This is a genomic window from Streptomyces sp. NRRL S-337 (genome assembly GCF_000720175.1).
GTDB lineage: Bacteria > Actinomycetota > Actinomycetes > Streptomycetales > Streptomycetaceae > Streptomyces > Streptomyces siderophoricus.
Map to the genome: position 1 here is coordinate 123,271 of NZ_JOIX01000007.1, position 13,537 is coordinate 136,807.

At 70.9% G+C, this 13,537-nt stretch carries 14 protein-coding genes; 6 read left to right on the forward strand and 8 right to left on the reverse strand.

Annotation, left to right across the window (positions count from 1 at the left end; genetic code table 11):
* Positions 1 to 177: 177 nt before the first annotated feature.
* Positions 178 to 375, reverse strand: a complete 198-nt coding sequence (locus tag IG62_RS0108520; protein WP_030799356.1) for a hypothetical protein — start codon at positions 373 to 375, stop codon at positions 178 to 180.
* A 222-nt stretch (positions 376 to 597) separates the two neighbouring features.
* Here IG62_RS0108520 and IG62_RS0108525 point away from each other — a divergent pair, with 222 nt between their 5' ends.
* From IG62_RS0108525 to moaA, 3 genes are all read left to right on the forward strand, one after another.
* Positions 598 to 942 carry a DUF485 domain-containing protein gene (locus IG62_RS0108525; protein ID WP_030799357.1) on the forward strand — a complete coding sequence of 115 codons (345 nt, stop codon included), beginning with the start codon at positions 598 to 600 and terminating at the stop codon, positions 940 to 942.
* Entirely contained in the window at positions 939 to 2,567 is a 1,629-nt protein-coding gene (locus IG62_RS0108530; RefSeq protein ID WP_030799359.1) for a cation acetate symporter, read from the forward strand. Before IG62_RS0108525 ends, IG62_RS0108530 begins: the two co-directional genes overlap by 4 nt.
* Before the next feature lie 181 nt (positions 2,568 to 2,748).
* Positions 2,749 to 3,738 (forward strand): GTP 3',8-cyclase MoaA, encoded by a 990-nt coding sequence (moaA, locus tag IG62_RS0108535; protein ID WP_030799361.1) that lies wholly within the window; start codon positions 2,749 to 2,751, stop codon positions 3,736 to 3,738.
* Between the two features lie 22 nt (positions 3,739 to 3,760).
* Here moaA and IG62_RS0108540 read toward each other — a convergent pair whose 3' ends face one another.
* Positions 3,761 to 3,997, reverse strand: a complete 237-nt coding sequence (locus IG62_RS0108540; protein ID WP_030799362.1) for a hypothetical protein — start codon at positions 3,995 to 3,997, stop codon at positions 3,761 to 3,763.
* A 213-nt stretch (positions 3,998 to 4,210) separates the two neighbouring features.
* Positions 4,211 to 4,585 carry a DUF3099 domain-containing protein gene (locus IG62_RS0108545; RefSeq protein WP_030799364.1) on the reverse strand — a complete coding sequence of 125 codons (375 nt, stop codon included), beginning with the start codon at positions 4,583 to 4,585 and terminating at the stop codon, positions 4,211 to 4,213.
* Positions 4,586 to 4,793: 208 nt separating this feature from the next.
* On the opposite strand from IG62_RS0108545, the gene IG62_RS0108550 reads away from it, so the two are divergent.
* Complete coding sequence (locus tag IG62_RS0108550) at positions 4,794 to 5,072, forward strand: GlsB/YeaQ/YmgE family stress response membrane protein (protein WP_030799366.1); 279 nt, start codon at positions 4,794 to 4,796, stop codon at positions 5,070 to 5,072.
* An 81-nt stretch (positions 5,073 to 5,153) separates the two neighbouring features.
* On the opposite strand, the gene tyrS is transcribed toward IG62_RS0108550, so the two are convergent.
* From tyrS to IG62_RS0108565, 4 genes are all read right to left on the reverse strand, one after another.
* Positions 5,154 to 6,557, reverse strand: a complete 1,404-nt coding sequence (gene tyrS, locus IG62_RS0108555; protein ID WP_030799368.1) for a tyrosine--tRNA ligase — start codon at positions 6,555 to 6,557, stop codon at positions 5,154 to 5,156.
* Positions 6,558 to 6,702: 145 nt separating this feature from the next.
* Positions 6,703 to 8,151 (reverse strand): metallopeptidase TldD-related protein, encoded by a 1,449-nt coding sequence (locus IG62_RS0108560; RefSeq protein WP_030799371.1) that lies wholly within the window; start codon positions 8,149 to 8,151, stop codon positions 6,703 to 6,705.
* Positions 8,152 to 8,297: 146 nt separating this feature from the next.
* On the reverse strand, positions 8,298 to 9,023 hold the full coding sequence (locus IG62_RS47095; RefSeq protein ID WP_158795006.1) for a hypothetical protein: 726 nt from the start codon (positions 9,021 to 9,023) through the stop codon (positions 8,298 to 8,300).
* A gap of 256 nt (positions 9,024 to 9,279) precedes the next feature.
* Entirely contained in the window at positions 9,280 to 10,815 is a 1,536-nt protein-coding gene (locus IG62_RS0108565) for a TldD/PmbA family protein (RefSeq protein WP_030799373.1), read from the reverse strand.
* Positions 10,816 to 11,039: 224 nt separating this feature from the next.
* Here IG62_RS0108565 and fabG point away from each other — a divergent pair, with 224 nt between their 5' ends.
* Together fabG and fabI are read left to right on the forward strand one after the other, a co-directional pair.
* The gene (fabG, locus tag IG62_RS0108570) at positions 11,040 to 11,744 is read left to right on the forward strand and encodes a 3-oxoacyl-[acyl-carrier-protein] reductase (RefSeq protein ID WP_030411678.1); all 705 of its coding nucleotides are present in this window, start codon (positions 11,040 to 11,042) and stop codon (positions 11,742 to 11,744) included.
* Between the two features lie 5 nt (positions 11,745 to 11,749).
* On the forward strand, positions 11,750 to 12,520 hold the full coding sequence (fabI, locus tag IG62_RS0108575; RefSeq protein ID WP_030799376.1) for an enoyl-ACP reductase FabI: 771 nt from the start codon (positions 11,750 to 11,752) through the stop codon (positions 12,518 to 12,520).
* A gap of 193 nt (positions 12,521 to 12,713) precedes the next feature.
* On the opposite strand, the gene IG62_RS0108580 is transcribed toward fabI, so the two are convergent.
* Complete coding sequence (locus IG62_RS0108580; protein ID WP_030411676.1) at positions 12,714 to 13,409, reverse strand: FadR/GntR family transcriptional regulator; 696 nt, start codon at positions 13,407 to 13,409, stop codon at positions 12,714 to 12,716.
* Positions 13,410 to 13,537 lie beyond the last annotated feature (128 nt).

Here is a 13,537-nt window from a genome sequence, read left to right on the forward strand (position 1 = left end):
AGACCGCCCGGGCGCGGGTTTGCGCACGGGCGGGTGCAATGAGACGTGAAGTTATCGGCGATCACTCGGGTGCAGCAATGGAATCCGGAGAAAAAACCGGGCGAAAACCGTACGACGGCCGAAGCGGTACGCCCTTACCACAACCGGAGGTTGACGTACCGTCACGTCCGCCGGGGATCAGTCCGTGCGGCGCAGGGTGCTGATGCTCAGCGGCGGCAGCGGGATCCGCCGGCCGTACCAGCGGCGCACGGCGGGGGCCGCACCCGGCCGGGGCTCCGACGGGGCGGTGGCGAGCGGCGCCGGCAGCCGGACGCTGCCGTAAGGGCGCCGACGGGGAGTGGAGGGCTGCGGGGCCTGCTGGGGCGGCGGGTTCACACCGGGCTCAACGAAGCGCCCCGCGCGCGGTGGCGGGCCGTGCGGCCATCCGCCGCATTTTCCTCAGGGTTTCCGCCGGCGGCCCCCTGTCGGATCGGGGGCCACCGCTCTACGATGCGTGATCCACGTCACTTACGTGAGCTTTATCGTCGGCCTGGGCCGACCCTCGCGCAGCCGCCGGACCCGGCCCGGAGCACCCGCCCCCTCGCGTCAGGAGATTCCGTGAGCGCCGCACCTACCCTCGACCCGGGGACGCACGAGCCGCCCGACTACCAACAGGTGCAGTCGAGCGCGGAATTCGACGAACTCCGCCGCGCACACCGCTCGTTCGCCTTCCCGCTCACCGCCGCCTTCATCGTCTGGTACCTGGTGTACGTCGTGCTGTCGAGCTACGCCGGCGGCTTCATGGCCACCAAGGTCGTCGGCCACCTCAACGTCGCTTTCGTCCTCGGCCTGGCCCAGTTCGTCACCACCTTCCTCATCGCCTGGTGGTACTCCCGGCACGCCGCCCGCAGGCTCGACCCCAGGGCCGAGGCCATCAAGTCCCGCCTGGAGGCCGGCGCATGAGCCCCTATCAGCAGCTGTCCGCCGTCCCGCTCGCGGCCGGCGGCGCGGGCGAGCACCGCCCCCTGATCATCGCCCTCTTCGCCGTCTTCGTCGCCGCCACCCTCGGCCTCACCGTCTGGGCCGGCCGGCAGACCAAGGGTGCGGAGGACTTCTACGCCGGCGGCCGCCAGTTCAGCGGCTTCCAGAACGGCCTGGCCATCTCCGGCGACTACATGTCCGCCGCGTCCTTCCTGGGCATCGCCGGCGCCATCGCCCTCTTCGGCTACGACGGCTTCCTCTACTCCATCGGCTTCCTCGTCGCCTGGCTCGTCGCGCTGCTGCTGGTGGCCGAACCGCTGCGCAACTCGGGCCGGTTCACCATGGGCGACGTCCTCGCCTACCGGATGCGCCAGCGTCCGGTCCGCACCGCCGCGGGCACCTCGACCATCGTCGTCTCGATCTTCTACCTGCTCGCCCAGATGGCGGGCGCCGGGGCGCTGGTCACCCTGCTGCTGGGCATCACCAGCGAGGCCGGCAAGGTCGCGGTCGTCGTCCTCGTCGGCATCGTGATGATCCTCTACGTCACCATCGGCGGCATGAAGGGCACCACCTGGGTCCAGATGATCAAGGCGGTACTGCTGATCGCCGGCACCCTGCTGATCACGTTCCTGGTGGCGCTGAAGTTCCACTTCAACATCTCGTCGCTGCTCGGCGCCGCGGCGGAGAACAGCCGCAAGGGCGCCGCCTTCCTGGAGCCCGGCCTCAAATACGGCGCCACCGCCACCTCGAAGATCGACTTCATCTCGCTGGGCCTGGCGCTCGTCCTGGGCACCGCCGGCCTGCCGCACATCCTCATCCGCTTCTACACGGTCCCCACCGCCAAGGCCGCCCGGAAGTCCGTGAACTGGGCGATCGGCATCATCGGCGTCTTCTACCTGATGACCATCGCGCTCGGCTTCGGCGCCGCGGCCCTCATCAAGCCCGCGGACATCGAGAAGCCCGGCAACACCGCCGCCCCGCAGCTCGCCGAGGTCATCGGCGGTGGCGCCGGCTCCACCGGCGGCGCCGTCCTGCTCGCCCTCATCTCCGCGGTCGCCTTCGCCACCATCCTCGCCGTGGTCGCCGGCCTCACCCTCGCCTCCTCCTCGTCCTTCGCCCACGACATCTACGTCAACGTCCTCCGGAAGGGCGAGGCCACCGAGAAGGAGGAGGTCGGCGCGGCCCGCTGGGCGACCGTCGGGATCGGCGCGGTCGCCGTCGTCCTGGGCGTCTTCGCCCGCGGGCTGAACGTCGCCGGCCTGGTGGCGCTGGCCTTCGCGGTCGCCGCCTCCGCCAACCTCCCGACGCTCCTGTACAGCCTGTTCTGGAAGCGCTTCACCACCCAGGGCGCGCTGTGGTCCATCTACGGCGGCCTGGCCTCCTCCGTCCTCCTGGTGCTCTTCTCGCCCGTCGTCTCCGGCAAGGAGACCTCGATGTTCCCCGGCGCCCACTTCGCCGTCTTCCCGCTGGAGAACCCCGGCCTGATCTCCATCCCGCTGGGCTTCCTGCTCGGCTGGCTGGGCTCGCTGCTCTCCAAGGAGGAGCCGGACGCCCAGAAGTACGCCGAACTGGAGGTCCGCTCCCTGACCGGCACCGGAGCGCACTGACCGCCCCTGAGGCATCCGTACAGGACCCGGGCGGGGCGGCGTCGTAGAGATCTACGACGCCGCCCCGCCCACCTCGTGCTTCTCATCCCTGCTCTCTGTCGGACCCATCGCGTAGGCTCGAAGACGTACTGATCGACCAGCGGACGAGGTAGCGGTCCGTAGCTCTCGGGGAGGGGGCCCTGTGCTCATCGACACTTACGGCCGTGTGGCCACCGACCTGCGGGTTTCGCTCACCGACCGGTGCAATCTGCGCTGTACGTACTGCATGCCGGAAGAGGGCCTGCAGTGGCTCGCCAAGCCGGACCTGCTCACCGACGACGAGATCGTCCGGCTGATCACGATCGCCGTGCGCGACCTGGGCATCGAAGAGGTCCGCTTCACCGGCGGTGAGCCCCTGCTCCGCCCCGGCCTGGTCGGCATCGTCGAACGGGTCGCCGCCCTCACCCCGCGCCCCCAGATGTCGCTGACCACCAACGGCATCGGCCTGCAGCGCACCGCCCGGGCCCTGCGCGACGCCGGCCTCGATCGCGTCAACGTCTCCCTGGACACCCTCCGCCCCGACGTCTTCACGGCCCTCACCCGCCGCAAGCGGCACGATGACGTCCTCCGCGGCCTGGAAGCGGCCCGCGAGGCCGGCCTCACCCCGGTGAAGGTCAACACCGTCCTGATGCCCGGGCTCAACGACGACGAGGCCCCCGACCTGCTCGCCTGGGCCATCGCCCAGGACTACGAGCTCCGCTTCATCGAGCAGATGCCGCTCGACGCCCAGCACGGCTGGAAGCGCGACGGCATGATCACCGCCGGTGACATCCTCGCCTCGCTGCGCACCCGCTTCGAGCTCACCCCCGAGGGCCAGGAGGTCCGCGGCGCCGCACCCGCCGAGCGCTGGCTCGTCGACGGCGGACCGCACCGCGTCGGCGTCATCGCCTCCGTCACCCGCCCGTTCTGCCGCGCCTGCGACCGCACCCGGCTCACCGCCGACGGCCAGATCCGGACCTGCCTGTTCGCCACCGAGGAGACCGACCTGCGCGGCGCGCTGCGCTCCGGAGCGCCGGACGACGAGATAGCCCGCATATGGAAGCTGGCGATGTGGGGCAAGAAGGCGGGCTCCGGCCTGGACGACCCGTCCTTCCTCCAGCCCGACCGCCCGATGTCCGCGATCGGCGGCTGACCCGGACGAAGCGCCCCGGCCGTCAGCGCCCGCTCGCCGACGCCTCCCATTCCTCAAGCGCCACCACGTCCTTGAGGAACCCGCGCACGCCGAGGAACTGCGACAGATGCTCCCGGTGCTCCTCGCACGCCAGCCAGGTCTTGCGGCGGTCCGGAGTGTGCAGCTTCGGGTTGTTCCACGCCAGCACCCACACGGCGTCGGCCCGGCAGCCCTTGGCCGAGCAGATGGTGAGGTTCTCGGTGGAGTTCGGGGAGTTCACGCCTCAACCCTACGTCCGCCCGCGGCGGCCGCCCGACCGGCCTGCGGACATGACGACGCCGGGCAGCCACGGGGGGAGCCGCCCGGCGTCGGTCCGTCGCTCCGACGGGGGATGCGGAGCGCGTACGCAGTATGTCACGGGGAATGGTGCGCGGTGCACCGGAACTCCATGATTGATCTGAGCTTTTCTTGAGCTTTGCAGACCGGTAGGTGATCAGCTGAGGTCGGAGTCGGGTGCCGCCGCGCCCGCCGCGGGCCGTTCCGGAACGGAATCCGCCGTACCGTCCGTCGGCCCCGGCGTCAGCATCGGCCGGCTCGGCCCCGCCACGAACGTCTTCGGCAGCGAAGGGACGTTCTCCCGGCCCGCGTTGGCGATCACCACCGCGATGTACGGCAGCGCCATGCCCAGCACCAGCGTGGCGATGGCCACCGGCCGCTCGATGTTCCACAGCACGACGGTCAGCAGCACCGCCACGGTCCGCACGCCCATCGAGATCACATACCGGCGCTGCCGGCCGCGCACGTCCTCGGTCAGACCCTGCCGGGCCCCGGTGATCCGGAAGGTCTGGCCGCTGCTCTGCTTCCGCACCACGATTCCCACCACCTGCTCGGTTCCGCCGGAATTCACCCCGGTTTCCGGTCGGATTCCACGGTACGCCCAGGCTGCGCCGCATTCGAGACCGGGTCCCGCCCACCCGGCCCGGGCTCCGGCGTGCGCGGCGGTCGGGGCGGAGCGACACTGGCGGGGCGACCCGCACGTGCGACCTCATGTGCACCGCGCCGTCAGAGGAGGCGACATGACGTGGTTGTGGGCCATCATCGTGGGGCTGGTGCTGGGCCTCATCGCCAAGGCCGTCATCCCGGGCAAACAGCAGATCCCGCTGTGGCTGACCATCATCTTCGGCATGCTGGGCAGCGTCCTCGGCAACTGGGCGGCCACCGGCCTCGGAGTCAACGAGACCAAGGGCATCGACTGGGTCCGCCACCTGCTGCAACTGGCGGGCGCGGTCATCATCGTCGCCATCGGCGACCGGTTGTGGGTCTCCGTGCGCGGCCATCGCAGACACGCGACCTGAGAAGAACCTGAGAGAACCAGCAGAGACACCGGGGCGGCCGGCGCGCACCACGCGCACCGGCCGCCCCGTCGTACGGCTTCCTCAGCGGCCCTGGAGGTGGGCCAGCTTCCGCCCCGCCTTCAGGTACGCGTCCCCGGTAGCGTCCGCCAGCTTCTCGGCGAGCACCTCGCCCAGCGGACGGATCGCATCGGCCTCCGCCAGCACCACCGTCCGCTGACCGCCCTCGCCCTCCACGACCAGTCGCAGCGCGTTCTGCTTGGCCAGCCGCCGGGCCGCCGAGGCGCTCGGCGTGAACTCCAGCACCTTGCTCAGCACCGTCGCCACCGTCTCCGCGCCGTGCTCGGCGACCTCGACGACCGGCAGCGACTCCACGTCGGAGAAGGACTTCTTGGAGAACTGCGCGATGAACCCGGCCCGCGCTGCCATCGCCGCGTCCAGGCCGTACAGCGCCGTCACGACCTCACCCGCGAGGATCTTCTTCAGGTCCATCGGGTGCAGCGAGCGGTCCGTGACCCGGCCCAGGGCGAGCGTGATCTCCTCGTCCGTCCACTCCGTCCAGGCCTTCAGGTACGGCTCCATCAGTCGGTCCGGCACCGACATGATCTTGCCGAAGACATCGTCGGCGGGCGCGCTCAGCCCGACGTAATTGCCCTTGGACTTCGACATCTTGGCGCCGGTGCCGTCCGTGCCCTCGATCAGCGGCATGGTCACCACCAGCTGCGGCCGCTGCCCGCGCAGCTCCATCAGCTTCCGGCCCATCTGCAGATTGAGCAGCTGGTCCGAACCGCCCAGCTCCACGTCGCACTCCAGCGCCACCGAGTCCAGACCCTGCGCGATCGGGTACAGCAGCTCGGTCATGGTCAGACCCGAGCCCGCCGCGAGCCGGTTGCGGAAGTCCTCGCGCTGCAGCAGCTGCGAGGCCGGCACCTGCGCGAGCAGCGACAGCAGCTCCGGGAAGGTGTACGGCGCCAGCCACTCGCTGTTCTGCCGGAAGCTGACCTTCTCGAAGTCGAAGAAGGGGCGGACCTGTTCGCGGTACGTCGCGAGGTTGTGCGCGATGTCCTCGTCGGTCAGCGGCGGCCGCTCGGCCGTACGGCCCGACGGGTCACCGATCTTGGCGGTGAAGTCACCGATGATCAGCGTCACGTCATGGCCCAGCCGCTGGAACCGGCTCAGCACGATCAGCGGAACCGCATGCCCCAGGTGCACATCGGTCGCCGTCGGGTCGATGCCCAGCTTGATGTGCAGCCCCGTGCCGGCCGCCCGGCGCTCCTCGATCCGCTCGGCCAGCTGCTCCACACCCGGCAGCACCTCGACCGTACGGGACGCGATCAGCTCGGCCTGCTCCTTGGCGGGCAGGTCCGTCAGGTCGAGATAGCGCCGCGCGCCCGTCTCCTGGAGCAGCTCCCGGACCGTGGCGTCCGAGGAGAGGTCGGCGGAGAGCAGCGTACTGGCGCGGGCGACGGATTCGCCGAGGCGTGTCATGGCGTCCCTGATCGATCGTGGTTCCCGAAACGGGAGGACAGGGGCACAGTCTATTAGCCCCCTGTGACAGTCCCGCTGCTGCGCCCGTGCGCCCGCCCGGTCACCCGCGCTCACCCCCGGCCCACGGCCGGCCTCCCGGCCCGCCTCACACCCCCCGGCTCACCGAGCTCATGTTGAAGTCCGGGACGCGCAGCGCCGGCATCGCCGCCCGGGTGAAGTAGTCGCTCCACTCCCGCGGCAGCGTGCGCTCCGTACGGCCCGCCTCCACCGCCCGGGACAGCAGGTCCACCGGCGACTCGTTGAACCGGAAGTTGTTGACCTCGCCGGTCACCTCGCCGTTCTCGACCAGATAGACGCCGTCCCGGGTCAGCCCGGTCAGCAGCAGCGTCGCCGGGTCCACCTCGCGGATGTACCACAGGCAGGTCAGCAGCAGCGCCGGCCCGTCGTGCCCCGCGGACGCCACCATCTCCTCCAGCGAGCGCGAACCGTCGCCCTCCAGAAGGAGGTTGTCGATGCCGGGAGCCACCGGCAGACCGGTCAGGCCGGCGCTGTGCCGGGTGGCGACCAGCCGGTTCAGCACGCCCTCGCGCACCCACTCGGTGCCCGTCAGCGGCAGCCCGTTGTCGAAGACCGACGCGTCGTCCCCGGAGGAGTGCGCCAGCACGAACGGCGCGCACTCCAGGCCGGGCGCCCGCGGGTCGCTGCGCAGGGTCAGCGGCAGCTCGCTCAGCCGCTCACCGATCCGGGTGCGGTCCGCCGGCCGGTCCGCCGGCCCGCCCGCGCCCTCGGCCGGCCGGGAGAAGACCGTACGGCCCTCCGCGGCGTCCCGGGCCCCGGCGGACCACATCTGGTAGATCAGCAGGTCGGCGACGGCGGTCGGCGGCAGCAGCGTCTCGTACCGCCCGGCGGGCAGCTCCACCCGCCGCTCCGCCCAGGCCAGCCGCCGGCCCAGCTCGGCGTCCAGCTCCCGCGGGTCGACGTCGGTGAAGTCGCGAGTCGCCCGCCCGGCCCAGGCCGAACGGGGCGCCGCCGCGCCGGGGGCCGCCGCCTTGGCGTTCAGCTCCAGCGTTCCGGTGGGCTGGTCGTGCCGCAGCCGCAGCCCGGCCGAGGTGCCCAGGTACGACGAGACCACGCCGTGCTGCGCGAAGCCGTACAGCTCGCGCCCGGCCGCCCGGGCCTGCTTGAAGGCCTCGCCCAGCGCCGGGGCGAACGCCGCGAACACCTCCGAGGAGGTCTCGGCCGGCGCGTCGGTGAAGTCCGCGGCCGCCTTCTCACCGCCGACCAGCGGCTGGGCGTCCTCGGCCGGACCGGCGTCCCGCGCCGCCGCCTCCGCCGCCCGCACCAGCGGCTCCAGCTCGTCCGCGGTCACCGCCGAGCGCGAGACGACCCCGGAGGCGGTGCCCTCCGCGCCGTTCACGGTGGCCACCACCGTCAGGGTCCGCCCCCGGGTGACGCCGTTGGTGGTGAGCGCGTTGCGCGCCCAGCGCAGATTGGCGTCGGAGTGCTCGTCGGCGATGACGACACACCCGTCGGCGCGGGACAACGCAAGGGCACGCTCGACGATCTCGTGCGGCGCAGTGGTGCGACGGCTCATCGACCGGCCTCCTGGGTGGTGTTCACGACGCTGACGCCCTCGGAGAGGACCGACGTGCACCCGCATGGCGCGGCCCGCCCTCCCCCCTCTTCTTACCGGTTCGCACGGAGTCGCGTCACGACTTCACCGTGGGGGAGGCACCCGGCTCACTGCGATGAGCCACCCTCAAGACGGCTCAGCATGAGCGAAAGGGCGCTGCTCGCATCGTTGCGGTTCTGCTCCTGCGATCCCGTTCCTGATCTGTCCACCTCGGTGGTCAAGACGAAATTTCCCTTACGGCCGGTGAGGTACGTGTAGTAAGTGTCGACCTTATTGCCATTTTCGTCCGAGACCTCATGGCCTTCCTCGGCCACCACTTCATCAAAACCTTTCAGCTCTGGAATGTTGATCTCGTGGACATCTTCAAGCTGTGTTTTTCCAGATCTTTGCGTGGGGCATCGCTGCAAGGCCTCGCGCTTCTCGGTCAAGCCGTACTGGGCCGAATCCGCTGCTTTGTAGGCAGTGGTCCCAGAGTAGGCAAGGACTGCCTTGTCCGGTGTCTGGGACGAGCGCAACAGGGTGGTGAACGCACCGGCAATCGGTTGTGTCGACCAATTACAGTTCTGGTCAACTGTGATTTCGTTCAGATCGCTGTTCTCGTAGGGATCCTGTGCCACATATCCGCTGCCCCAGTCCGCAGGCTTCAGCGTCACGCTTTTCACGACAGCGCTGGCTGCAGCAACTGAGTCGACGCTCGGAATGCTGGACGGTTCGCCGGAATTCGCGTTGGGGGAGGGGCTGCCCGAAGGATTTCCACCGCCGTTGCCGGCGGTGGAAGCGAAGGCGATCGCGACTGCGATCGCCACGACGGCGACGGCGGTGCCGATGAGCACCGGCGGAGTGCGCCACCAGGGGCGTCGAGGGGGCGGGGTGCCGGGCGCCGGGGCATGCCCGGGCAGCGGGCCGCTCGGAGGCCCGGCAGGCGGGCCGGTCGGTGGTGGAGAGCTCACGTGCCTCATCTACCACCGGTGGCAACGGCTCCCCGGCGCCGAGCATGAATTCACCTGACTGACCGGCGAAGGGCAGGCGAGCAGATCTGCGCCGGGCGGGGTGGCCGCGCCCCTGTCCGGGGCCGGCGCAGGCCACCCGTCAGGCGCGGCCCGCCTCGCTCGACGTGTTCAGGATGTTCACGTCCCGGAACAGCGCGGACGGGCAGCCGTGCGACACCGCCGCGACCTGTCCGGGCTGCGCCTTTCCACAGTTGAATGCCCCACCCAGGACGTACGTCTGCGGACCACCCACCGCCTCCATGGACCCCCAGAACTCCGGGGTGATGCCCTGGTAGGCGACGTCCCGGAGCTGCCCGCAAAGGCGCCCGTTCCGGATCGCGTATGCCCTCTGTTGAGTGAATTGGAAGTTGTACCGCTGCATGTCGATCGACCACGAGCGGTCGCCCACCACGTAGATGCCGCGCTCCACGCCCGTGATCAGCTCCTCGGTGGACGGTCCGCCGGGCGCCGGCTGCAGGGACACGTTCGCCATCCGCTGCACGGGGACGTGGCCCGGCGAGTCCGCGTAGGCACATCCGTTGGAACGCGCGAAACCGGTCAACTTGGCGATCCTGCGGTCGAGTTGGTAGCCGACCAGGATGCCGTCCCGGACCAGGTCCCAGGACTGCGCGGCCACCCCCTCGTCGTCGTAGCCGATCGTGGCGAGACCGTGCTCGGCGGTGCGGTCGCCGGTCACGTTCATCAGCGGGGAGCCGTACGCCAGCTTCCCGAGCTGGTCGAAGGTGGCGAAGGAGGTGCCGGCGTACGCCGCCTCGTAGCCCAGCGCCCGGTCCAGCTCGGTCGCGTGCCCGATCGACTCGTGGATCGTCAGCCACAGATTGGACGGATCCACCACCAGGTCGTAACGGCCGGGCTCGACGCTGGGCGCGCACATCTTCCGGGCGAGGTGCTCCGGCATCCGGGCCAGCTCCTCGTCCCAGTCCCAGTGGCCGCCGGTCAGGTACTCCCAGCCGCGGCCCACCGGCGGGGCGAGGGTGCGCATCGAGTCGAAGTCGCCGCTGTCGGGGTCCACCGCGACCGCGGTCAGCTGCGGGTGCAGCCGGACGCGCTGCTGCGTGGTGCTGGTGCCCGCGGTGTCCGCGTAGAACTTGTTCTCCTGGACGGTCATCAGCGAGGCGTCCGCGTGGGCCACGCCGTCGGCGGCCAGCAGCCGGGAGCTCCACTCCGCCAGCAGCTCCGTCTTGTCCGCGTCCGGCACGTCGAACGGGTTGATCTCGTACGAGGACACCCACGTACGGTCCGGATGCGCGGCCTCGTCCGCCAGCTCGACACGCTCCTCGGAGCCGGCGGCCTTGATGACCTTCGCCGAGAGCTTCGCCATCGCCACCGCCTGCGCGGCCACCCGCGCCGCGGCGTCCATCGTCAGGTCCACCCCGGACGCGAAGCCCCAGGCCCCGTCATGCACCACCCGAACCGCGTACCCCAGGTCGGTGGTGTCGGAGGTGCCGGACGTCCGGGCGTCGCGGAGCCGCCAGGACGCCTCGCGGATCCGCTCCAGGCGGAAGTCCGCGTGCGTGGCGCCCAGGGCGCGGGCCCGGGCCAGCGCGGCGTCGGCCAGCGCGCGCAGCGGCAGCGCCAGGAACGATGCGTCGAGGGCATGGGGTGCAGCGGCCAAGGCGTCCTCCCGTAGTCGGCGCCTGCATCATGCCTTGTGGCGGGCGCGCGGCCCAGAGGACTGGGGGTGTGGCACGGCGCGTCGGCCACCGTGGGTGGTGGTTCTGTGGGGACCCGACAGAGGGCGGCGCGCGCGCCTGTCCGGGCTCGATTCCCCGGAAGGGCCCTGTGACCGATAGTTTCGTATCGAACGCAGGACGGACAGGAAACGGAAAGGGTGATCTCTTGAGCCGCTCGGTTCTGGTCACCGGAGGTAACCGCGGCATCGGCCTCGCCATTGCCCGGTCCTTCGCCGAGGCAGGCGACAAGGTCGCCATCACCTACCGCTCGGGCGAGCCGCCCGCGGGATTTTTGGCCGTGAAGTGCGACATCACGGACAGCGAGCAGGTCGAGCAGGCGTACAAGGAGATCGAGGAGAAGCACGGGCCGGTCGAGGTGCTGGTGGCGAACGCCGGCGTCACCCGTGACCAGCTGCTGATGCGGATGTCCGAGGAGGACTTCACCTCGGTCCTGGAGACCAACCTCACCGGCACGTTCCGGGTGGTCAAGCGCGCCAACCGTGCGATGCTGCGGGCCCGCAAGGGACGGATCGTGCTGATCTCGTCCGTGGTGGGTCTGATGGGCGGCGCGGGACAGGCGAACTACGCCGCCTCCAAGGCCGGTCTGGTGGGCTTCGCCCGCTCGCTCGCGCGCGAGCTGGGCAGCCGCAACATCACCGTCAACGTCGTCGCGCCGGGCTTCGTCGACACCGACATGACCCGGGTGCTCACCGACGAGCAGCGGGAGAACATCGTCAAGCAGGTGCCGCTCGCGCGTTACGCGCAGCCCGAGGAGGTCGCTTCCTCGGTCCGCTTCCTGGCCTCCGACGAGGCCGCTTACATCACCGGAGCCGTCATTCCCGTCGACGGCGGATTGGGCATGGGTCACTGATCAGCATGAGTGGAATCCTCGCAGGCAAGCGCATCCTCGTGACGGGCGTTCTGACCGAGTCGTCGATCGCGTTCCAGGCGGCCAAGGTCGCCCAGAACGAGGGCGCCGAGGTCATCCTCACCGGCTTCGGCCGGCTCTCCCTGGTGGAGCGGATCGCCAAGCGCCTCCCCAAGGAGGCCCCGGTCATCGAGCTGGACGTCACCAACCAGGAGCACCTGGACGGCCTGGCCGACAAGATCCGCGAGCACCAGGGCGACGGTGCCCGCCTCGACGGCATCGTGCACTCCATCGCCTTCGGCCCCCAGGGCGCCTTCAACTTCCTGGAGGCCGACTGGGAGGACGTCAGCACCGCGGTCCAGGTCTCGGCGTACTCCTACAAGTCGCTGACCATGGCCTGCCTGCCGCTCATGGAGCACGGCGGCGCGGTCGTCGGCCTCACCTTCGACGCGCAGATCGCCTGGCCGAAGTACGACTGGATGGGCGTGGCCAAGGCGGCGCTGGAGAGCACCAACCGCTACCTGGCGCGCGACCTCGGCCCGAAGGGCATCCGCTGCAACCTGGTCTCGGCCGGCCCGATCAAGTCGATGGCCGCCAAGTCCATCCCCGGCTTCGAGGAGCTGGCGGACGTGTGGAACCACCGCGCCCCGATCGGCTGGGACCTGGCCGACCCGGAGCCGGCCGGCCGCGGCGTGGTCGGCATGCTGTCCGACTTCTTCCCGCGGACGACCGGTGAGATCGTGCACGTCGACGGCGGCGTCCACATGATGGGCGCCTGACGGCCCCCTCGCCTCCTTACGCCGTACCCCGGTACGCCGTACTCGCGCGTCGCACTCCGTACTGCCCGTCCCGGTCGCCGGGGCGGGCAGTACGCGTTGTGGCCTGCGCGACCTCTCGACCGAGGCGAGGGACCGTCCGACCGCCCCGTGACCAGGGCACCAGCCCCCGACCCCCGGCCCCGCCCACCACCCCCTAACGCTCCGCCGAGCTCTCCAGTACCCCCGCCCGGCACCCGAAGGGATGGGTGCTGGCCTCGGCCGCGGCGCGATCCCCGTCGCCCGCGCGGATCGCCTCGACCAGGCGGGAGTGGTCCATGTGCGCCTCCGGACGCAGCTCCTCGCCGACGTCCGCCCGGAGGAAGTCGCGCAGCACCCCGCCGAGGTCGGCGTAGATCTCGGCCAGCACCTCGTTGTGCGAGGCGGACACGATGGCCATGTGCAGGGTCGCGTCCGCCTCCACGAACGCCTCCGCGGCACCGGACTCCCAGGCCCGCTCGCGCCGCTCCAGCAGGGTGTCGATCTGCCGTAGGTCCTGCTCGGTGCGGCGGCGCGCGGCGAGCCGGGCGGCGGCCGCCTCCAGGGCGCTGCGCAGCTCGGCGACGTGCCCCGGCTCGGCGGCCGCGAACCGGCGGTTCATCACCCCGGCCAGTTCACTGGTCGCCACCACGTACGTGCCGGAGCCCTGCCGGATGTCCAGCAGCCCGTTGTGCGCCAGCGCCCGCACGGCCTCGCGGACGGTGTTGCGGGCCACCCCGAGCTGCTCGACGAGTTCCGGCTCGGTCGGGATGCGCGAACCCACCGGCCACTCGCCGGAGGTGATCTGGGCGCGCAGCTGCGCGATCACCTGGTCGGCCAGGGCGGAGCGGCGGGGCGAGGTCAGAGGCGGCATGGCAGCGCTCCGGTGTGCGGGGGACGGACGGACGACGACGGCGCGGCGCCCGGCGGGTCCTCCCGGCCCCCGGTGCCGGCCGGGACAGCAGAGGCTATCGACATCGGCTGGACAAGTATTCATCCCAT